This is a genomic window from Phormidium yuhuli AB48 (genome assembly GCF_023983615.1).
In the GTDB taxonomy this organism is placed as follows: Bacteria; Cyanobacteriota; Cyanobacteriia; order Cyanobacteriales; family Geitlerinemataceae; genus Sodalinema; species Sodalinema yuhuli.
This window is the reverse complement of sequence record NZ_CP098611.1, coordinates 1,217,655-1,237,392: the sequence shown is the minus strand read 5'-3', so window position 1 is coordinate 1,237,392 and position 19,738 is coordinate 1,217,655. Positions and strand designations below refer to the sequence as shown.

Sequence of the window (19,738 nt, the reverse complement as noted above, 5' to 3'; positions counted from 1 at the left end):
ACCATGTGCTTAAAAATATTAATTGTGGACGACGAGCCAAACATTAGGATTTTACTGGAACAGGCCCTAGAAGACTTAGAAGATGAGGGAGTGGAACTACTGACCGCTCAAAATGGACTCGAAGCCCTCACTCTTATTCAAGAGGAGCAGCCAAATTTAGTCTTCTTAGATGTGATGATGCCGAAAAAAAATGGGATTGAAGTCTGTCGAATCATCAAAAATGATTGGCAACAATCCCAGGTTTACATCATTATGTTAACGGCGAAAGGACAGGAAATAGAGAAAGAAGAAGGCTTCGCCGTCGGGGCTGACTTCTATATGACGAAGCCTTTTCGTCCTAAAGAGATAGTCGCCAAGGCCCGTTCTGTGTTGGAGCTATAGGGGTTGACGCAATTCCCTACATTTAAGCTTAACGGCGAGTCCACCAAAGGACTGCACTGGTGGCAAAGCCAATTACCGGAAAGGTCACCAGAGCCGTCCAACTGAGTAACCGGGCAATCCGGGGGGTCATGATGATATTACGGTCAACCACCTCCCGAGGACGAATGGTGAGAGTTTGGCCCGTGTCGTCATCTTCTGCCAACCAGGAAACACTATTAAGGAAAAAGTCGCTGTTCAACTGTCCATCAAAGAAGGCGTCGGTCATAAAGTCAGAATCGCCAATCACCACTAAGCGGGCCTCACGGGTATCAGCATCCGGTTCCTCCGGCTCATCCATTTCCTCAGCGTCCTCCTGTACCTCCTCGTCAGCTTCGGGAGTCTCTTGTACCTCCTCATCTGTTTCCGTAAGCTGGGGGTCTTCCCCCTCTGTTGCTTCTAGGTCTTCGAGAGGAGGCTCAGCCTCCTCAATGTCCTCCCCCTCCTGAATGACCTCAGCCTCTCCGGAGTCCTCGACGGCGTCATTGTTCTCCGTCACATTCTCGGGGGTTGCATTAGGGGTTTCCGTCATCTCCGGCTCAGGAGCATCGGCCGTCCGGGAGATCTGACGGCTGGCGGCTACCCCCAAAACTAGAGGGCCGGGGCGATCGCGTTCCGGGTTAAACTCCCAATTGGGCCCCTCATCGATATCCGCTTCGGCCCAACTCCCATCACTGGTAAACAATAGCGGAGTGACATCCACCCCAGCCACCGTGTCATATTCAATGGGACGGGCCACGGGAAAGATTGTGTAATTGCGGCCAAACCCCTCCGTAATCGGATGAGTTCCATAATCAAACACCAAGGGAGCCGCTGGACCAAAGCCTTGCACCCAACGTTCAGGGTCGATCGCAATCCGTTCATCCAGGCCAATCCCCCAATCTTCCAGTAAGCCATCTAAACCCGGGTCCGTATTGGGGTCAACCAACACCAGCAGAGAGCCACCGGCCGCCAAATAGTCCTCTAAGGCCTCCACTTCTGGCTCAAACAGGCGACTGGTGGGGCCCACAATGGCCACGAGATTAGCATCCTCAGGAACACGTCCCTGCTCAATCAAGTTAAGGGAGTTCACCACCGCTGCACTTTCCTCTAAGGCCCGAACTGCTCGGGAGATCGAGTCTTCTCCTCCTTCGAGAATGGCGGGCTGGCCATGGCCCTGTAGCATATAGACCGTGAGGCGATCGCCCCCTTGTAATTGGGCAATACTACGAGTCAGTTGAGCCTCGCTCAGCGGCTCTAAATCCAGAGTCGTCACATACTGACGCTGCTCCCCCAACTCCAGAAATACATCCCCCACAGAGGTCACATTAAACCGTTGCACCAACCCCGGACTCTCTTGGGGGTTCACTAACTGATAATTAAAGCGGTCTGGCGCCAAACGACGATAGTTTCTCAGTAAATCCAGCGTTCTCTCATTCGGCTGAGAGGTAAACAGCCACACCGTCACCGGCTCCTCCAAATTCTGAATTAGAGTTTGAGTTTGGTCTGCGAGGGTAAAGCGTTGGGTTTCCGTTAAATCTACACGCACCGAGGCCCGAACCGCCACCCCATTGAGCAACGCCAAAATCAGAACCACCGCCGCCGTTGCAAACAGAGCATTGGTTCCCGCTTCGGTCGACCGCCGCCGCCAAAACCCCTGCTGAAACACCTCCAGATAAATCAGCCAAATCCCTAAACTAATGATTCCCGCCACTATCAGTACAGCAGGAACAGGAGTCCAACTCCCAGATACTGCGCCACTGGTGAGTCCAGCAACGCTGAGAAATAAACCAACCCAGAGGAGAAAATGCCAGTATTTTTTGAAACGATTAACCATAGTGGAGAGAAGACGGGACAGCTAGAGATTAGTTTTGCTGAAAGCGCAGGGTTTCGATAGATTGAGCGGTGAGAAAAATGCCTAAAATAATATAGCTGGCAAACAACACCAAACTCCCAACATCCACAACTCCTTGAATCAGGGTGTTGTAGTTTTCTAAAATTGATAGATGAGCTAAGGCTTCACCCAAGGGACCCGGCACATTGGCGGCAATGAGATTCATAATCCACAACACCAACACCAGCGCAAAGGTGAGGACTGCCGAAAGAATTGTGCTATCGGTGAGGGAGGAAATAAACATCCCCAAGGACAGAACACTGGCAGCCAGCAAAATTAACCCCAAATGACCCAGAAGGGGAATGGTGGCAGGAAACGCTGGTTCAGCAACACTAAAGGTGATGGCTTGATAGAGCAGGAGGGGTGCCGTCATGGTGATATAAAAGGTCACCACCCCCAGGAGTTTCCCGGTCGCAACAGTCCAGTTATAGAGGGGAGATGTGGCCAAAAGTTCGAGGGTTCCCCCTTTCCGTTCTTCGGCATAAAGACCCATCGATAAAATGGGTAGAATAAATAGGGACAAAGAGGCAACTGTTCCTAAGAAAAATTGCAAAAATTCATAGGGCACATCTAGGGGAGGACGCTGAGTTCCCAGTTCTTGCTGAATAGCGGTTTGAGCGGCGACTTGAGCGAGAATGCCTCGCTGTGGATCCAGGAGAATGGTGATATAGAAAAAGCCAGAGATGAGCCAAAATACTCCAGCAACGGCCAGGGCTAAGGGTGAGGCAAAATAACCTTGAAGTTCTTTGCGATAAATGGCGATGATATTAGCAAGAATTAAGCGCATTGGTGGTTTGACATGAGGGTTAATGAGAACAAGGGCTTAGCCATCGGATTGGCGATTCGCGTCTGGAGTGGTCTCGGACTCGTGAGGGTCTGGGGTTTCTTCCCTAGGTTCTTCCGCCACCTCTGGCTCAACGTCGGCATCGACGACCTGTGTATCGATGTCTACCCCGGTGTCGGCGTCGGCGTTCTCATCAGGAACAGGAGCGGCGATCTTTTCTTCCGTGGTCAGTTGCAAGAAGACATCTTCAAGACTGGCACGGCTGCGACGCATTTCATAGAGGTTTAATTTCCCCTCTAGGATGGCCTTGGCGATTTCGGAACCGGGTTCGGAACCGGGTTCGACGTTGATGCGGAAGCGATAGCGGTCTTCAGGGAGATCAGTCCGGGGGAGGGGATCGACCGATCGCAGGTTGGGAAGATAGCCGAGATAAGAGCCAATGGCGGTTTCGACTCCATCTACTCCGCCACCGACTTCGATATCGTAGTAGGTGCCGCCGGTGAGATGTTCCATGAGGTTATCTAGACGATCTGTAGCCACGAGTTGACCACGATTGATAATCGCCACCTGACTACAGGTCATACTCACTTCCGGGAGGATGTGAGTCGAGAGAATAATGGTGTGATTTCCAGCCAGGGATTTGATGAGGTTGCGGACTTCGATAATTTGCCGAGGATCGAGGCCGACGGTGGGTTCATCAAGGATGATGACGGGAGGATCATGGACGATCGCCTGAGCAATCCCAACCCGTTGTCGATAGCCTTTGGAGAGTTTGCGGATCAGGTTTTTGCGCCGATCGCTCAGGCCACATTGTTGAATCGAGACATCCACCCGTTTGGGGCGATCGCCCGCTGAAACCCCCTTAATTCGCGCCACAAAATGCAGAAACCCCTCAACAGTCATTTCCCCGTACAGAGGCGGTGTCTCGGGCAAATAACCAATGTGCTGACGCACATCCATCGACTGTTCATGGACATCAAATCCAGCAACACGCGCTGTGCCGGAACTCGCCGGGAGATATCCCGTCAAGATCCGCATAGTCGTCGTTTTTCCGGCACCGTTGGGCCCCAAAAAGCCGAGAATTTCCCCTTTCTCAACGGAAAAACTCACATCTTTGATGGCTTGGGTACTTCCGTAGTGTTTATGGAGTTGTTCAACTTCGATCATGGTTTCAGCATCTTTAAGCGTCGATGGGGGGGTCGCAGCATCAGGACTCGGGATTCCGTTCTATCCCATTAGAACTCAACCTATCCAAGATTCTAGGATAGCGTTACTTCCCCTGTGTCTCACAGACTCCCCACTAAACCACCCGATTGACAACATTCCAAACGGCACCATCGGAGCGCACATGGGGAACGGTGACGCGCTTGAAGCCGGTGATAAAGGGTTTCCCCTCATACTGCCAGTACAGGGGACTGAGTTGGTCGGCAATCTCTTTCAGGGCCCGGACTTCTCCCATCAGTTCGCCGCTAAGCTCGTTAATGCGCTCGGCATAATGTTCGGCTTTGGCTTTAGCTTGCTCAATTTCTTCCTGAAGGGGGTCCCGTTGCTGTTCCCGGTAATGACCCACCAGGGCCCGTTTCTGTCGTAATTGGAGTTGTAAGGCACTGATGGCGTCGTCAATCCCTTTAAGTTCTGCCGCTTGCTCAGCACTGGCGCGGGCCTGGCGGCGATAGGCCTCGACGATAGCATCAGGGGAAGCATCCTCAGGGGGGAGAAGGGGCTGCACGGCCAAATCACGACGTTCTTTTTCGAGGCGTTGAATCGTCCGTTGTAGGGAAAGGATTTGCTCTTGTAAATCGTAGGTCATAAATGGGGGTCGGATTAATCTTGGGTGAATCTCGCGTTGACTGGTGAGGCAGCCTGACTCGATTCTACGATCGCATTGACATGACAAACGGACCACGAGGCGATCGCCAAAGCCTCATGATCCTGATGTGACCACCTGTATCCAGATTAAGAATGGACGGGAAATGACGGGTTAACGAAGCAGACCAACACCCTGAAACGAGTCTGCTACGGTTGAGATTGACATCGGGGAGACCTTCAGACTCTGGAGAAGCGGTAGATGCTAGGCTCAAAGAGATGTCAGTGAGGTTAGGAAACGAGAGCGTTTAGGAGCAAGATTTTGTAGTTAGGGGTTCGAGACGAGCTGGATTAGGCCTCGATCCATATGGTCCATGAGCAGTTCTAGAGCTTCATAGTCCACATCGGAGACATAGCCCATACGAGTCAACTCGGCGTTGATTTGGTTCTCCAGATCGGGAGTTAACCGTTTAATATAAAGGACCTTTTCTACAAGATGACGGATTGCCGCTGATGCTTTCATGATCATCCAGGTAATTCTATGAGTCTTATCATCCGTCGAAACTTAGCCCAGCCATGCGATCGCAAACCTGTCTTGTAAGTGATCTGTGTCACTGCATCGAAAAAAGAGTTGAGCGTCCAGAAGTCAAGCCGTAACTTGAGACGACATCACGGCGTTTACCGCTACCAGTATGGCATAGGCCTGTTTCAATTGGTAGTTATAGATACCTTTTTCTCCGGGAACTTTCTCAAATCTTCACATAAGGGGTAGAAAAACAAAGATTCCGCAAACTTCGGCTTTTTCCCTGGCGACCTGCTGGAGAAATGGCGTACCTTTAAGACCATACAAGCGAAATTAGTTTTTGGATTCAGATATAGCCATGCACACCGCAACTCAAGCCCCCAACGTGACCGTCATCCGCCTCGAAGGACATCTTAACGCTGCGAACGCGGAACAAGTCCGTGAACAACTGACCTCAGCGGTGGCGGCTCAAACGGCTCCTATGGTTGTCGTTGACATGGAACAGACTCAGTCCCTCGATAGTGCTGGACTGATGGCCTTGGTCTCGGCCCTGAAACTCGCTCAACGCATCAACATCGAGTTTGCTCTCTGTGCCGTCTCTCCGGCCATTCGCATCATCTTTGAGTTAACTCAACTCGATCGCGTCTTTAATATGCTAGAAAGTTCCGCCGCTGTTGAGGCAACCGCCTAAAGGTTGAGTCCAACCATCTTGACCCGATCACGATTCCGACTGATCGAATCACTGAACATTTGTAACCCCTGCGTGCATCCAAATTTCCCCAGGACAGTTCCCCACACAAGTCCCCACCCAGGTCAGTCCAGGCTTTCCCGAGGAGACCGTCAGCATCCCTAAGTGGACACTGTTCTGGCGCTTGTTAACTGGGGTCTCTACCCATAATCCCCAGGTTTTATATGACCCACAGCCGGAGGTTTTCTACCTTCGGCTGTGTTTTGGCGTAAGAACCAGCAGCCTTAGGGCTGCTGGGGGCGACGACCGCTGCTGACCTAAGACTCCTGAGAGGCTTTGGGAAAACAGGCAAAGCTAGTGCGAGTTTTTCTGAGGTGATGATATTGATTTAAAGCCTCACAGCCGAGCTGATCATGAAAGTCCTCTTGCACCTTACAGGTTAAGCGGCGCGAGACCTGTTTAACAATTTGCTTAATTAGGCGATCGCCCGTCCGTTGAATTAAATTTGGAGACAGTGAGCGAATAAACTTAGGGAAAACAACCCCTACATTTAAATCTAACTCCCAACTCACCCGAGTAATCGGATATCCAGGATGCTCCAACTCCTCCAAGGCCAAGGGTTCTAAAACCTGTGTCGCCCGAAACTCCACATCATAGCCAGGGGGAGTGTAGTTAGGAATGGGAATCGTTTCAATACGATAGATCCGATCGCGCTGAGGAACTAACTCCAAGCCAATTTTTGGCTCCACATAGTAGCCTAACGCCCCAAACTTACCAATCGTCAAATCATAACCATTGACCCCCAAAGGGGTCACCTGCATCGGAGCCGCACAGCGGCGGAACCACTCCTGATGAACATCGAGATAGTTACTGACGGCATCGGCCTCAGCATACATCTCCATCACCCCCTCAAACTGAGTATAAAACCAGTAGAGGCGATCGCCAGTTTGACGATTGGCTGGTGCATCCCCTGGACAAAGCGAGGTATCTTGAGCGTTCGTGAAGTGGGAGTTAGCAGACGACTGCATCGTTCAAAAGTCCTTTACTGTTCGGCGAGACTGCTCCTAAAGAACAATTCACCAGTCCTCACCCCCTAGCTTAGCCTGTTCATCTGTATCTGCAATGAGTAATATCTCGGAACTTTGACGAAATTCGCTAAGATGGCAACAGTACTGCTGTTTCTGACCTTTCAATTGTACTAAGAAACCGTGAAAGCATTTGTCGCTGGAGCCACCGGAGAAACAGGACGTCATATCGTCCAAGAGCTAGTTCAACGAGATATCCCCGTGCGAGCCTTCGTCCGCAACCTTGATCGCGCTCGGGAGATACTGCCCCACCCAGCTGAACTGGTGGCGGGAGATGTCCTAGATGCCTCATCCCTGACAGAAGCCCTCGGGGATTGTACAACCCTTCTCTGTGCCACCGGCGCACGTCCTAGCCTCGATCCCACCGGTCCTTACAAGGTCGACTACCAAGGCACACAAAACCTAATTCAGGCTGCCCAAAGCGCCAATATTGAGCAGTTTGTTCTCGTCAGTTCCCTCTGTACCTCAGAAATTTTCCATCCCCTAAACCTGTTTTGGCTCGTCTTGTACTGGAAAAAACAAGCAGAAGAGGCATTACGTAAAAGTGGTCTGACCTACACCATTGTCCGGCCTGGGGGCTTAAAAAATGAAGATACCCCAGCCCCGATTATCATGAGATCCGCTGACTCCCTTTCCGAAGGCAACATCCCTCGCCAAAAAGTGGCTCGCGTCTGTGTCGAAGCCTTGTTCTCCCCGGATGCTCGCAACAAGATTCTGGAAATTGTCACCAACAAGGATGCTCCCCCTTGTGACATTGCTCAACTGTTTGCGGGCGTTGCCTAGAGTCCGCCAGTCCTCACCTTCATTATGATCTATCCCAGGCTTAAACCCGTGCTCTACTTAAAATCCCTGCCAGGACTCGTCAGTCTGTTGCTCTTGGGGACGGTCACCCTGCCTCTTCTGACCCCTCCCCTTCCCGTTCATGCGGCCACGGAACGGCTCACGGTCACCCTCAGTCCCCGACGGGGGGAGGGGTTTCAGGATTTACTCACAAGGGCAGAAACCATCGCCCAGGAGGAAATTCAACGGACGTTTAATGCGGATGTGGTGGTGGGGGATGTCTCCTTGGTGGTTATGGGAGAACATGGCGGCTTGACGACTCCCCTACTCTCCGTTGATGTGCGGCGGGATCTCTGGCGTCGCAATCCCCAACTCTCGGATTGGGCCCAATATTACAGCAATGCCCGGCAACTCTTGGGATTCAACGGCCCATCAGTGGAGAATACCCAAGCCAGTGGAGACCCCGTTTTAGGAAGCGGGGATGTGCAGGTTACCCTTCGTTGGAATACCATTGATGACTTAGATTTAGCCGTCAGAGATCCCAACGGAGACACCATCTTTTTTGCCGAGCCTTCCAGTCCCTCGGGGGGACAACTCGATGTGGACTCCAACGCCGGCTGTATGTCCAGATTCCAAAACCCTGTAGAAAACATCTTTTGGAACTCGGGCAATGCCCCCGAGGGTAGATATGTTGCCACAGTCTCCCTGTTTACGCGCTGCAACGACAGTCGCAATCCCATTCCCTTTGAGTTGTCCATCACCCTAAACGGAGATACCCAAACCGAAACGGGGACGGTCAGTGACCAATCCCCAAGTCAATCTTTTGAGTTTGTCTTTCCCTGATTGACCTCAATCCCTCAAGGTCTAGGTGGTGTATTCGGCGTTGATGCGGACATAGTCATAACTTAAATCACAGCCCCAAGCCATGCCCTTGCCGGGGCCTGTGCCGGTGGTGACGGAAATGGCCACGGTATCCGTTTTGAGATACTCCCCATCCGCCTTCTCCCGTAGATAGGCGCTCGCTGCTGCGCGATCGAAGGGGAGAGGCTGTCCACCATCCATGAGTTGAAATTCCCCCAGTTTAATCCGCAATTGCTCTTGATTAAAGGTGACCCCAGCTCGTCCAGCGGCCGCCGCGATACGCCCCCAGTTGGGATCTCGTCCAAAAATAGCAGATTTCACCAGGGAGGAACCGGCAATGGTGCGGGCAATTTGACGAGCATCGGCATCACTCTCAGCCCCGTTGACGGAGACTTCCATCAAACAGGTGGCCCCTTCCCCATCCCGGGCGATCGCCTTGGCCAAATGCTGACAGACGGCGGTTAACATGGCTTCTAATTTTTGGGCCTCGGGCCCCTCCCGGACAATCGCTGGAGTCCGAGATTGACCATTGGCCAGGGCAATCACCGTATCATTGGTGCTGGTATCCCCATCGACGGTAATTTGATTAAAGCTCTTATCCACCGCCCGAGCGAGCATCGCCTGCCACAGTTGCGAGGAGACCACGGCATCACAGGTAATAAAGCCCAACATTGTGGCCATATTGGGGTGAATCATACCAGAGCCTTTACAAATCCCCCCCATACGCACGGTGCGATCGCCAAATTGCGCTTCTAAGGCAATGGATTTGGTCACTAAATCCGTGGTGATAATGGCAGCCGCCGCCTCATCACCGCCGCTGTGGGAGAGTTGAGAGACAATCTTAGGAACCCCGTCACGCAGGGCATCCATTTTAATCCGTTGTCCAATCACCCCCGTCGAGGCCAACAACACTGCATCTCCCGGAATCCCTAAGGACTGAGACAGCAGTTGGGCACTTTCCCGCACATCCTCCCAGCCACCTTCTCCGGTAGCCGCGTTGGCTTGGCCGGCATTGCAGAGGATGGCCCGGGCACTGGCTTTGCGCTGCAACTGTTGGCGGCAATAATCCACACAAGCGGCCCGCACTTGGGTTTGAGTAAAGACCCCGGCGGCGATCGCATCCACCTCAGAATAAATCAGCGCCAAGTCCTTCGCCCCGGAGGGTTTTAATCCCGCTGCAAGTCCTGCTGCCTGATAGCCCCGAGGTGCGGTCACGGCCCCGGAAATTTCTTGCCACTGTGTCACGATGTCTGGCCCCCAACTTAAACAGTCTTATCTGAAACGGGATTATATCAGTCTCTGTCTCCTAATCTCCTATCTGGTCAAGAGGCCTTAACGGACACTACGAATTGAATGACGAAAATCCCGATCTCCCTCATAGCCGGATAACCGGGCCAACTCCCGTAACTCACGGGTTCCTTCATACAGTTGTCCATTAATCTCCCAGGTTGGATAGGCCCGCACTCCCGCCGCCTGACAGGCTTGAGGCTGAGCCTGATAGCCATTGGCATCACATTCGAGATAGGTCAGCTTCTCAAAGGCTTCGGCGCCAAATAATTGTTTCTGGCTATAACAATGGGGACACCAGTAGGCTCCAAAGCCACGGGCACCAATATCTGTTAAATGGTTTGCCAGGGCAATTTCTGCGGGGCCTGATTCGGTGGTGATGGGGGGAGCTTTCTGTCCGCCCTCGGCTATCTGAGCTGGGGTCGCAGCTACAGTGGGCTCAGCATTGGCATAGAGTCCGGTCACTCCCACTACGGTGACCGCTATCAGGATAAAACTGGTAAAGAAGGGTTGTCCTTCATCCTCCCAGGTTTGGCTAAAGGCAGCTAAGCCAAATAAACTAAAGGACAAGAGGGCTGAGAGGAGACAGTAGGGGCAAAATTCATGGAGCTCCCCAACCAGAATAGTCATCAGATAGCCACTAAAGGCGGCCATCATACTGCCTCCAGCTAAGAGTCCCCAGCCGGTGAGGCGATCGAGGCGGTCATGTCCGTTGCGATCGCGATCGCGGCTAATTCCATAGGGGGCCAAGGCCAAGAACAGCATTACTCCATAGCCCAGGACCCCCAAGAGGGTTAGGGGTAGCCCGAAGACCGTCCCATAGGCACTGTTAAGCACCTGATTACAGCCTTGCGTCGGACAAATTGCCTCGACCCTATCCGTCAGCTTCACAACGGTTAACATGCTAGTTTCCAGGACTCCCAAGGCAGCGATCGCCCCCATCAGAGGGCGAGACCAGGGGGAAAACCGAGGTTGGGAAGATCGACGAGTCATGATGTGGTTCTCCTCTACAACTTACGATCGCACTTTATTTAAGGTTCGACTATTGACGCTAGCCGTTGTTTCCTCTGGGGGTTGGGCTTGCACGGCTTCTACAAACTGCGTCACTCGGATGGGGTCAATGGGTTCGTGGATCTGGCCATGTCGTTTCAGGGAACTCGACACAATCGCCCCATCTGCTGCCTTCATCAAATGGGGGATATTCTCCCATGTGGCGCCGCTGCCAATCAAGACGGGTTTCGAGCCAGCGGACCGTTTGGCCGCCTCTAAATCCTCAAGAGTCGGGGGGATTCCCGTGGCTACTCCCGAGAGAATAACCCCATCAGCTAAGCCTCGTTCCAGGGTTTCCCGGACCGTGAGACTCAGGCTGGGACTGCCGAGGGGATAGGCATGTTTGACCAGGACATCGGCCAGAATTTGCACCTCACTGCCGAGTTCCCGACGATAGCGCATCAAATCATGGGCACAACCTTCGATGATGCCCTGATCCGTTGCCATCACACCGGTCAAAACATTGACCCGAATGAACTTAGCCCCGACACAACTGGCGATCGCCAAACTGCTACGGGCATCATTGCGCAAGACATTGACGCCAATGGGAACCGTGACTAAGCCCATCAAGCGCTCTACAATAACGGTCATAGCACTGACCACGACCGGATCGACTTGTCCGTTAGTGAAGGGAGAATCAAAGAAGTTCTCGACAATCATGCCATCGACCCCCCCAGCGGCCAGTGCAGCCGCTTCTCGTTCAGCGCGATCGATGACCGTCTTCAGATTCCCCCCCCAGCGGGGCGAGGAGGGCAAGGGAAGTAGGTGTACAACTCCGATAATTGGGTTTGAGGTTGGGAAAATCTGCTTGAAGTCCACGTTTTTGCTAATCTCGGACTTGATTGGTCGGGGGAGGCTGACTCTAAACGGGGAAATCTCTTTCCCCGGGGCCAATCGCCATCCCAGGCATTGAGCCAGACGGATGGGGGACATCACTGCCACCCTGTCCCAGATCAACTATACCGTTTGTTCGTTGCAGTTCTCGGACTGCCCGGGATTCTTTACCCGCGATCGCCGTCCTACGTTGGGGGTTAAGAGACGGTTAAATGAGCGCCTATACTAGAATCCAGCCCCAATCCATGGCAACGTAAACCCCTAGATCTGTCCCCGAATCACTCCAAAACTACCCGTGAACGTCTTAAAACTTCTCATTCTTCTCATTCTGGTGGCGGCGATCGCCTCAGAGTTGGGACTCCGCTGGTGTTTGGGTTTTGGCAACCCACTGCTCTATGTGGCTGATGACAGCATCGGTTATCGTCTGGCCCCCAATCAACGCACCCGTCGCTTGGGCAATCGTATTACGGTCAACCAGTTTTCCCTACGAGGGCCGGAGATCACGGCGGAGCCTGCCCCTGAGACGCGCCGCATTTTGCTGTTGGGAGATTCCATTGCCAATGGGGGCTGGTGGACTGATGATGCAAACACCATTTCTGCCCAGTTACAGGAACGCCTAGAAACGTCCGAGCAGCCAGTGGAGGTCTTGAATGCCTCCGCCAACTCCTGGGGCCCCCGCAATCAATGGGAATATGTCCGTAAGTTTGGCATTTTTGGGGCGGCTGAGGTGGTGTTATTGCTGAACACCGATGACTTATTTTCCCGTCCACCGACTTCAGTGGTGGTGGGGCGCGATCGCAGTTATCCCAATAAACGCCCTCCCCTGGCTTGGGTTGAACTCATGAGTCGCTTTCTCCCGCCGGCGGAGATTCCCGAGTTAGCAGAAATCGAGCAGCAGGATGGGGATGTCATTCAGAAGAATTTAGAGGCTATTGGTCAACTTTGTGATGCGTTACAAGCCCAAAATGTAGAGGTACTGGTGCTGTTAACTCCTTTAAAACGGGAGTTAGGAGAGCCGGGACCCCGCCCCTATGAACAGAAAGCCCGAGAACGCTTGGCAAATTATCTTAAAGAGCGCAGTGTTCACTATGTGGATGTCTTATTCACCTTAAACGGACTTGATAATCCGGGAACTTTGTATCGCGATACCATTCACTTTAATGCTTCTGGCAACCATATTCTAACTGAGCTACTCCGTTTACGACTTCACAAAACCCTATAAACCGCTCCATGAATGGGTTTACTGAATAATAAGTTAACCTGGCTTACAACCCTAAAAATCAAGAACTTTGCATCTTCAAAGAGGGACAACAACCCCTTAAAAAACACTGATTCTACTGTGAAGATTCTATGAAGTTTCCCTAAAGCTGGGGCGATCGCTGGAATAACCAAGCTAAAGTATAAAAATCAGCCTCCGTTCTTTACTCCATTCTATAATGACGTCAGATCCAACCCCAATTCCCTTCGTAGACCTGCATTCTCTGCACCAGCCCATTCAGGCCGAACTGGATGCGGCCGTGGCCCAAGTCTTGGAACGAGGTGATTTCATTTTAGGGCAGGCGGTTCGTGAGTTTGAAACAGCCTTCGCCCAAGCTTGTGGCGTGGCCCATGGGATTGGCGTGGCCTGTGGAACCGATGCGATCGCCCTAGGCCTGCAGGCCTGCGGCATTGGCCCAGGGGATGAAGTCATTGTCCCAGCGAATACCTTTATTGCAACGGTGATTGGGGTATTACATGCGGATGCAATCCCCGTCTTGGTCGACTGTGATCCGCAGACGGCCTTGATGGATCTCGATGCCGTTGAACAGGCAATTACCCCGCGTACTCGTGCCGTTTTACCGGTTCATCTCTATGGACAACTGGTGTCTCCCCAAAAACTACGGGAAATCGCCACGAGTCATAATCTGATTCTCTTTGAAGATGCCGCCCAGGCCCATCTCGGGCAACGGGACGGGGAAACGGCGGGTTCCGTGGGGATGGCTGCCGCCTTTAGTTTCTACCCCAGTAAAAATCTAGGGACTGCTGGTAATGGGGGTATAGTTGTCACCAATCATGCCGAGGTAGCCGAGCGAGTGCGATCGCTGCGGAACTATGGCGCTCCCAAGAAATATGTTCATGTCTATCGAGGAACCAATAGCCGCCTCGATACCCTGCAAGGCACAATTCTCAACGTCAAATTGCCCCACCTGGCCCATTGGAACCAACAGCGCAACCAGGCCGGGCAAACCTATGATCGCCTACTCGCACCTCTAGCAGACCAGGGGATTACCCCCATGCGTAATGACTGCGGCTCGGGTCATGTCTATCATCTCTACGTGATTCGGGTCAACAATCCTCAGTGCGATCGCGATCGCCTCAGCAATGCCCTAGAGAAACAAGGGATTCAAACCGGGATTCACTATCCCATCCCCTGCCACCTGCAACCGGCCTATCGTAACCTGGGGTATAGTGCAGGTGATTTCCCCGTCTCAGAAGCCCTCAGCGAGCAGATTCTTTCCCTACCCATGTATCCCGGCATAACCGACGCCGATATCGAACGAGTCGTTTATGCCCTTAAAACCGAACTCTCAGCCTTGACCTAACCGGAATGGTCCTCCGCGTCCCGTCATGGCAACACCTCCAAACCGCTCTTAAATCTATGACTTTACAACCTCAACTTAAATCAACACTACACCGACATTCCACAGAACTGATGGTGGTTGTTTTGTTGGCAGTTCTCTATTTACCGCTAATTATTCATTGGTATGACGGCTGGCTCAATAAAACAATTAGCCTAGAACATGAATACTACAGTCATGGGGTGATTGGTTTACCATTTGCCGCCTATATTGTTTGGGAAAAACGGCATCAATGGCAAGAACTCCCTGACCAGTTTAACCCTTTTGGGGCTGTGCTTCTGGGCTTGGCAGCAGTATTTTACATCAGTGGCGCTCCTGATCTCGTTAGCCTTTCCTTACCCATCCTCTTATCAGGACTGTGCTTTGGTCTCAAAGGAGTTCCTGGGATGAAACTATTAAGTATTCCCTGGCTTTTAGTGCTCCTGGCAACTCCTACCGACATCCCTTATTTAATTGCCCCCTTCTCCTATCCACTGCAAAGCTTTATTGCCGGAACTGCTGGCTTTATCCTCACTCAATGGGGATTTGATGTCACCGTTCAAGAAATTTTCATCTATGTCGGTGGTCGGATTGTGGAGGTTGCCCCCCACTGTGCTGGCTTCAAAATGCTCTTTACCACGCTTTATGTCGCCCTGATGCTGCTCTATTGGACGGGAGCGCTAAGGTTCCGTAAAACGGTGGTCGCCTTTTTGTTCTCGGGCGTTCTGATTAGCGTGGTGACTAATATTTTCCGCAACACCTTTTTAACCCTCTTCCATGGTCAAGGACAGGATGAACTGTTTGATTGGCTCCATGAAGGCTGGGGTGGGGATATGGTATCGGCGTTGATGTTATTGGCCTTAGTTCCAACCCTCATTGGCTTAGAAAAACTGCGAGATGCCCTCTCGGGAACCGGAACCATTGAATCCGTTTAGAGGAAGAGCCAGCCGTCTGGGGTCATTAGTTTAAATTCGCAATTTCTACCGGTTCAATCATCTCAGCCGGTTCATAGCCGAAGACTCGGGAATAGAAGTAAAACTCCGCCTCTAAGGCCCGTTTGATATTGGCCCCTTGACGAAAGCCATGGGACTCTCCTGCGAAGGGAACATAGGCCACCGGGAGTCCTTTCTCTCGTAGGGCCTCGACCATCCGTTCTGCTTGATTGGGAGGAACCACTTTATCGTCTAATCCTTGGAAGAAAATCACAGGACAGGAGAGACGCTCAGTAAAATGAATGGGCGATCGCGCCACATAGCGTTCTTTTTCCTCAGGATATTTACCTACCAAACGGTCTAAATAGCGGGACTCAAACTTGTGAGTATCCGTTGCTAAGGCTTCCAAATCACTAATGCCATAGTAACTAGCACCGGCTTTAAAGGTATCCCCAAAGGTGAGGGCGGCCAGGGTGGTATAGCCCCCGGCACTGCTTCCGGTAATTGCCAGGCGATCGTCATCCACCCAACCTTGCTCGGCGAGAAACTTGGCCCCATTGGCGCAATCCGCCACATCGGCAATGCCCCATTGTCCATCTAAGGCTTGGCGATACTCTCGGCCAAAGCCAGTACTGCCGCGATAGTTGACATCCAAAAAGGCAAAGCCACGACTGGTCCAATATTGAACCGAGAGCCGCAAAGCACTCGATGCAGCTGCTGTGGGGCCACCATGACTTTTGACCAGTAGAGGCGGTTTTTCAGTCTCTAAGGGGTCATAATCCTGGTTTTGGGGCGGGTAGAAGAAGCCATAGGCCGTGGCCCCATCTTCCGTGGGAAATTCAATCGGTTGGGGTTCAGACAAATACCCCGGATCAATATTGAGTTCGGTGGACCGGCGTAATACATCCACCTCACCCCCATCGAGATCCATCAACAGAAATGCACTGGGAAGCGTCGCCGACCCCCCCAGGAACGCTAGGCGATCGCCATGAGCAGTTAAGGCAGAAATTTGAGTGTAAGGGGTTTCCAGATTTTGCAGCCGTCGGCTTTTGGGGTTGAGGGTTGCCAACTGCCAGAGTCCCCGCTGAGTATAGGTACAAACAAGCCGTTCCGCACTGAGGAAGGTGTAGGTGGACATACCAAACACCCATTGCGGCGTGGCAAACTCCGCATTAAGGGGAAACATTGGTTCCACCCCATTTTGAGTCCAGCGATAGAGATTCCACCAACTGGCGCGATCGCTGGCGAAATGTAAAATTCCATCGGGAGACCATTGAGGAGAGAAGACCGACTCATTTTCCCCTCCGGTCACCTTCCGAGGAGCCGTCAAACGTCCGTTTTCCGTCACCTGGGCTACCCATAACTCAGTTCCATCCCAGGGGAGATTGGGATGATTCCAACTCAGCCAAGTTAAGAGTTGGCCATCAGGACTCAACCGTGGGGAAGCATAAAAATCACTTCCGGATACTAGCACCTCCACCGAGCCATCAAAGCCGATGGCCACAATCGTATTTTGGGGTTCACCCTCACCGGAGTGATCCTCACGCACCCCAATTAGGCGCGATCGCCCGCCATCCACCTGAAAATCCGCATAACGAAACGCTCCCTCGGGGGTGAGGGCCTGCGGTTCTCCACCCGGGACTTGGTGATACAAACGTCCATCCTGGTAATTGGAAAAATAGACCTCCCCCTCAGCCACCGTAAACGCTGCGCCGCCATACTCATGAACACGATTACGGACGTTATACCCTTGAGGGGTTACATCCTCAACGGTGCCATTGGCTTGACGACGCACCAGAACCGTCCGTCCCCCTTCTGACGGACGACTTTCGAGCCAATAGAGGTGCTCTCCATCAGAGGCAATTCCCCCCAAGCCGATACTTTCCGAGACAATCAGATCAGCTGTAATCGGAGATTTCCAAGCACCATACGGAGCTTTTTGCTTCAGGGAAGGAGTCATGGCGAGCCTCGGGGGTAAATTTTTCGTAAAGCGGACGTGGAAACGATCGGGGTGAGGTGGGGATTTACTCAATCATCATCATTGGAAATTAAGGCATTGCCGTCACCTCCAAGAAGTTCAGCGATCGCCTGATGTTCTCTAGGAACACGGGAGGGGGGATCTTGGCGAGCATCGGTAATCAGCCAATCCAGCGCCGCCGCCTGGACATCAATGGTGTTACCAAGGCGATCGACGCAGTAGCGCCCAAAGACCAATTTATCCACCAAGCGAATGCCTCGTCCAAGCCGGGAGTAGTCAAAGATGACACTATTGTCCACCGTGGCATTGGCCCCAATCCGACAACTTGAACCAATGGCAGTCGGTCCAATAATTTTGACCCCATCCTCAATGCGTGTCATTGAGCCAATGTAAACCGGGCCTTTAATATCCACCTTATCCCAGTTGACAACCACATTCAGGCCCGTATAAATCCCTGGGGCAACTTCTCGGCCAGGAATATCGACATTGCGAACCTCTCCCTGCAGAACCGTGCGAATGGCCTGCCAGTAATCGGGCACACGCCCAATATCGACCCATTGGAAATCCATACTCAAGCCATAAAAGGGCGCTCCTATTTCCACGAGCTTGGGGAATAAATCACCACCGATATCAAATTCTGTGGCCGAGGGGATATAGTCAAAGACCTCTGGCTCAAAGATATAAATCCCGGTGTTGATATTGTTGCTTAAGGCTTCATCCACCTCCGGTTTTTCCTGGAAGGCTTTAACCCGGCCATCCTCGTCGGTGACCACAACCCCGTAACTCGAAACCTCCTCTTTGGGAACTGGCTTAAGAATCACAGTCGCCACTGACCCCTTTTTACGGTGCCAGGCCACGGCCTCACTGATATCCAAGTCAATCAGAGCATCCCCACAGAGGACGACAAAGGTATCATCGAAGAAGGGATAAAAGTCTTGAATCCGTTTCATCCCCCCAGCGGAACCGAGAGCCTTACCCACCAGTTCCCCATCGGCGGTGATTTTGCCCTCAAAGGAATACCCAATTTGGACGCCGAACCGCTGTCCGTCCCGAAAGTAGTTCTCGATTTCGTTGGCCAGGTGGCTGACGTTCACCATAATTTGGTCAAAGCCGTTCTGGCGTAGCAGATCCACAAGAAATTCCATCACTGGCTTTTGCAGGATGGGGATCATGGGTTTGGGAATGGTATAGGTAATCGGGCGCACGCGGGTACCTTTTCCCGCCGCTAGAATCATCGCTTTCATGAATTTCTCTGTTCCAACCCTTGGTCAACTGGCTAGTTTGATGGATCTGCCGATGCGGATGCCGATTTCTTTCTCACTATACGACACGATCGCCGAGGAAAAAACCGATGTCAGGCATTCTTCCCGGGGCGATCGCCTTGAGGGAGGCGATTTTCGGGACAATCGGCCGGACGGACGCTTAATTTAATTTGAATATCTCGATAGAACTGTGCTTGGAAAAGTTCCACTTTAGACTGAGATGCTAGAAGTAGCAATGCCCAAAACACGGCTACTTGATGTTCAGCGAGGCTATGGTGCTGTTCTGAGGCGGGGGTCCATCGTTCTAGGAGGCGCTCAAAGCTAACCCAGCTTTCTCCCTCCGCGATGGTGTCCCAGTTCGCCAGCAGGAAGGCTTCGATGTCGGCGGCGGTTTCGGTGAGGTTTTCTTCATGGGCCAGTTGCCCAATTTCTTCGGCGGTCTGACGTTTTGGGGTTTTGCGGCGACGGCGCGATCGCCCTTCTAGGGGGTCATCTTTAAATTGCTCGGCGATGGTTTCGAGTTGAGCAATCATTTCCCCCAAACTCACGGGACGTTTCCGCAGGGGGGGAGCCACGGCCCGCCGTTGCAGTTGGGTTTCCAGGCGGAAGGGGAGGGACAACTGTTGAGAGTCCCCCTCGGATCCTAGCCATAGGTCTTCCTGTAAGGTTTCCGGTTCCTCCTCTAGGGGAGCGCGAACTAGGGTATCGGCTTTGAGGAGTAATAACATGGAGGCGTAGAGGAAGGCTTGACCGGAACGGGATAAATCCGCTTCATAGGGAATTCCTCCAGGGGAGAGACTGGGGGCCAGTTGGCTCAGGTGACGGTCAATGACATCAATCACCTGCACATCCCAGGGGTCAATTTCACCCCGTTCGGCGAGATCTAGGAGCAGTTCAATGGCATCTTGGGCAAGAGAAGGGGTCACATCCAATCCGGTATCAACAGCTAACGGTCTATTCTAGGAAGTTTCAGGACTCTGT

At 52.4% G+C, this 19,738-nt stretch carries 19 protein-coding genes; 7 read left to right on the top strand and 12 right to left on the bottom strand.

The genetic code is table 11. The features are described 5' to 3' along the window. Positions 1-3: 3 nt before the first annotated feature. Positions 4-381: a response regulator transcription factor gene (locus NEA10_RS05350; RefSeq protein WP_252664224.1), complete on the top strand. Its 378-nt coding sequence runs from the start codon at positions 4-6 to the stop codon at positions 379-381. Between the two features lie 28 nt (positions 382-409). On the opposite strand, the gene NEA10_RS05345 is transcribed toward NEA10_RS05350, so the two are convergent. From NEA10_RS05345 to NEA10_RS05325, 5 genes are all read right to left on the bottom strand, one after another. Further along, positions 410-2,233 carry a Gldg family protein gene (locus NEA10_RS05345; RefSeq protein WP_252664223.1) on the bottom strand — a complete coding sequence of 608 codons (1,824 nt, stop codon included), beginning with the start codon at positions 2,231-2,233 and terminating at the stop codon, positions 410-412. 28 nt (positions 2,234-2,261) lie between these two features. Next, a complete protein-coding gene (locus NEA10_RS05340) occupies positions 2,262-3,077 on the bottom strand; it encodes an ABC transporter permease (protein WP_252664222.1) in 816 nt (271 codons plus the stop codon). A 36-nt stretch (positions 3,078-3,113) separates the two neighbouring features. Further along, positions 3,114-4,241 carry an ABC transporter ATP-binding protein gene (locus NEA10_RS05335; RefSeq protein ID WP_252664221.1) on the bottom strand — a complete coding sequence of 376 codons (1,128 nt, stop codon included), beginning with the start codon at positions 4,239-4,241 and terminating at the stop codon, positions 3,114-3,116. 133 nt (positions 4,242-4,374) lie between these two features. Continuing rightward, on the bottom strand, positions 4,375-4,884 hold the full coding sequence (locus tag NEA10_RS05330; protein WP_252664220.1) for a hypothetical protein: 510 nt from the start codon (positions 4,882-4,884) through the stop codon (positions 4,375-4,377). A gap of 324 nt (positions 4,885-5,208) precedes the next feature. Continuing rightward, positions 5,209-5,403 (bottom strand): hypothetical protein, encoded by a 195-nt coding sequence (locus NEA10_RS05325; protein WP_252664219.1) that lies wholly within the window; start codon positions 5,401-5,403, stop codon positions 5,209-5,211. Positions 5,404-5,761: 358 nt separating this feature from the next. Here NEA10_RS05325 and NEA10_RS05320 point away from each other — a divergent pair, with 358 nt between their 5' ends. Beyond that, positions 5,762-6,094 carry an STAS domain-containing protein gene (locus NEA10_RS05320; RefSeq protein WP_252664218.1) on the top strand — a complete coding sequence of 111 codons (333 nt, stop codon included), beginning with the start codon at positions 5,762-5,764 and terminating at the stop codon, positions 6,092-6,094. Positions 6,095-6,408: 314 nt separating this feature from the next. On the opposite strand, the gene NEA10_RS05315 is transcribed toward NEA10_RS05320, so the two are convergent. Then, positions 6,409-7,119 carry a DUF1997 domain-containing protein gene (locus tag NEA10_RS05315; RefSeq protein WP_252664217.1) on the bottom strand — a complete coding sequence of 237 codons (711 nt, stop codon included), beginning with the start codon at positions 7,117-7,119 and terminating at the stop codon, positions 6,409-6,411. A gap of 180 nt (positions 7,120-7,299) precedes the next feature. Here NEA10_RS05315 and NEA10_RS05310 point away from each other — a divergent pair, with 180 nt between their 5' ends. Together NEA10_RS05310 and NEA10_RS05305 are read left to right on the top strand one after the other, a co-directional pair. Continuing rightward, entirely contained in the window at positions 7,300-7,959 is a 660-nt protein-coding gene (locus NEA10_RS05310) for an SDR family oxidoreductase (protein WP_252664216.1), read from the top strand. Between the two features lie 48 nt (positions 7,960-8,007). Next, entirely contained in the window at positions 8,008-8,799 is a 792-nt protein-coding gene (locus NEA10_RS05305; protein WP_252664215.1) for a DUF2135 domain-containing protein, read from the top strand. 21 nt (positions 8,800-8,820) lie between these two features. Here the strand turns inward: NEA10_RS05305 and argJ are convergent, their stop codons facing one another. From argJ to btpA, 3 genes are all read right to left on the bottom strand, one after another. Next, positions 8,821-10,062, bottom strand: a complete 1,242-nt coding sequence (argJ, locus tag NEA10_RS05300) for a bifunctional ornithine acetyltransferase/N-acetylglutamate synthase (protein ID WP_252664214.1) — start codon at positions 10,060-10,062, stop codon at positions 8,821-8,823. Positions 10,063-10,149: 87 nt separating this feature from the next. Next, entirely contained in the window at positions 10,150-11,097 is a 948-nt protein-coding gene (locus tag NEA10_RS05295; protein ID WP_252664213.1) for a vitamin K epoxide reductase family protein, read from the bottom strand. A 21-nt stretch (positions 11,098-11,118) separates the two neighbouring features. Further along, positions 11,119-11,973, bottom strand: a complete 855-nt coding sequence (gene btpA / locus NEA10_RS05290) for a photosystem I biogenesis protein BtpA (protein ID WP_252664212.1) — start codon at positions 11,971-11,973, stop codon at positions 11,119-11,121. Positions 11,974-12,283: 310 nt separating this feature from the next. Here btpA and NEA10_RS05285 point away from each other — a divergent pair, with 310 nt between their 5' ends. From NEA10_RS05285 to crtB, 3 genes are all read left to right on the top strand, one after another. Then, the gene (locus NEA10_RS05285; RefSeq protein ID WP_252664211.1) at positions 12,284-13,210 is read left to right on the top strand and encodes an SGNH/GDSL hydrolase family protein; all 927 of its coding nucleotides are present in this window, start codon (positions 12,284-12,286) and stop codon (positions 13,208-13,210) included. Positions 13,211-13,424: 214 nt separating this feature from the next. Continuing rightward, positions 13,425-14,570, top strand: coding sequence for a DegT/DnrJ/EryC1/StrS family aminotransferase (locus NEA10_RS05280; RefSeq protein WP_252664210.1), 1,146 nt, complete (start codon positions 13,425-13,427; stop codon positions 14,568-14,570). A gap of 56 nt (positions 14,571-14,626) precedes the next feature. After that, the gene (crtB, locus tag NEA10_RS05275) at positions 14,627-15,520 is read left to right on the top strand and encodes a cyanoexosortase B (RefSeq protein WP_252664209.1); all 894 of its coding nucleotides are present in this window, start codon (positions 14,627-14,629) and stop codon (positions 15,518-15,520) included. 25 nt (positions 15,521-15,545) lie between these two features. On the opposite strand, the gene NEA10_RS05270 is transcribed toward crtB, so the two are convergent. The 3 genes from NEA10_RS05270 to NEA10_RS05260 all read right to left on the bottom strand — a co-directional run bounded on the left by NEA10_RS05270 (position 15,546) and on the right by NEA10_RS05260 (position 19,683). Continuing rightward, entirely contained in the window at positions 15,546-17,477 is a 1,932-nt protein-coding gene (locus NEA10_RS05270; protein WP_252664208.1) for a S9 family peptidase, read from the bottom strand. Between the two features lie 68 nt (positions 17,478-17,545). Then, positions 17,546-18,739, bottom strand: a complete 1,194-nt coding sequence (locus NEA10_RS05265) for a nucleotidyltransferase family protein (RefSeq protein WP_252664207.1) — start codon at positions 18,737-18,739, stop codon at positions 17,546-17,548. 110 nt (positions 18,740-18,849) lie between these two features. Then, complete coding sequence (locus NEA10_RS05260; protein WP_252664206.1) at positions 18,850-19,683, bottom strand: segregation/condensation protein A; 834 nt, start codon at positions 19,681-19,683, stop codon at positions 18,850-18,852. Positions 19,684-19,738: the final 55 nt, after the last annotated feature.

Excerpts from the sequence above, each read along its gene's own strand:
- NEA10_RS05320 (WP_252664218.1), top strand. The coding sequence starts at position 5,762 with ATGCACACCGCAACTCAAGCCCCCAACGTGACCGTCATCCGCCTCGAA.
- NEA10_RS05295 (WP_252664213.1), bottom strand. The coding sequence starts at position 11,097 with ATGACTCGTCGATCTTCCCAACCTCGGTTTTCCCCCTGGTCTCGCCCT.
- crtB (WP_252664209.1), top strand. The coding sequence starts at position 14,627 with ATGACTTTACAACCTCAACTTAAATCAACACTACACCGACATTCCACA.
- NEA10_RS05265 (WP_252664207.1), bottom strand. The coding sequence starts at position 18,739 with ATGAAAGCGATGATTCTAGCGGCGGGAAAAGGTACCCGCGTGCGCCCG.
- NEA10_RS05350 (WP_252664224.1), top strand. The coding sequence starts at position 4 with ATGTGCTTAAAAATATTAATTGTGGACGACGAGCCAAACATTAGGATT.
- NEA10_RS05335 (WP_252664221.1), bottom strand. The coding sequence starts at position 4,241 with ATGATCGAAGTTGAACAACTCCATAAACACTACGGAAGTACCCAAGCC.
- NEA10_RS05325 (WP_252664219.1), bottom strand. The coding sequence starts at position 5,403 with ATGAAAGCATCAGCGGCAATCCGTCATCTTGTAGAAAAGGTCCTTTAT.
- NEA10_RS05280 (WP_252664210.1), top strand. The coding sequence starts at position 13,425 with ATGACGTCAGATCCAACCCCAATTCCCTTCGTAGACCTGCATTCTCTG.
- NEA10_RS05330 (WP_252664220.1), bottom strand. The coding sequence starts at position 4,884 with ATGACCTACGATTTACAAGAGCAAATCCTTTCCCTACAACGGACGATT.
- NEA10_RS05315 (WP_252664217.1), bottom strand. The coding sequence starts at position 7,119 with ATGCAGTCGTCTGCTAACTCCCACTTCACGAACGCTCAAGATACCTCG.
- NEA10_RS05270 (WP_252664208.1), bottom strand. The coding sequence starts at position 17,477 with ATGACTCCTTCCCTGAAGCAAAAAGCTCCGTATGGTGCTTGGAAATCT.
- NEA10_RS05345 (WP_252664223.1), bottom strand. The coding sequence starts at position 2,233 with ATGGTTAATCGTTTCAAAAAATACTGGCATTTTCTCCTCTGGGTTGGT.
- NEA10_RS05340 (WP_252664222.1), bottom strand. The coding sequence starts at position 3,077 with ATGCGCTTAATTCTTGCTAATATCATCGCCATTTATCGCAAAGAACTT.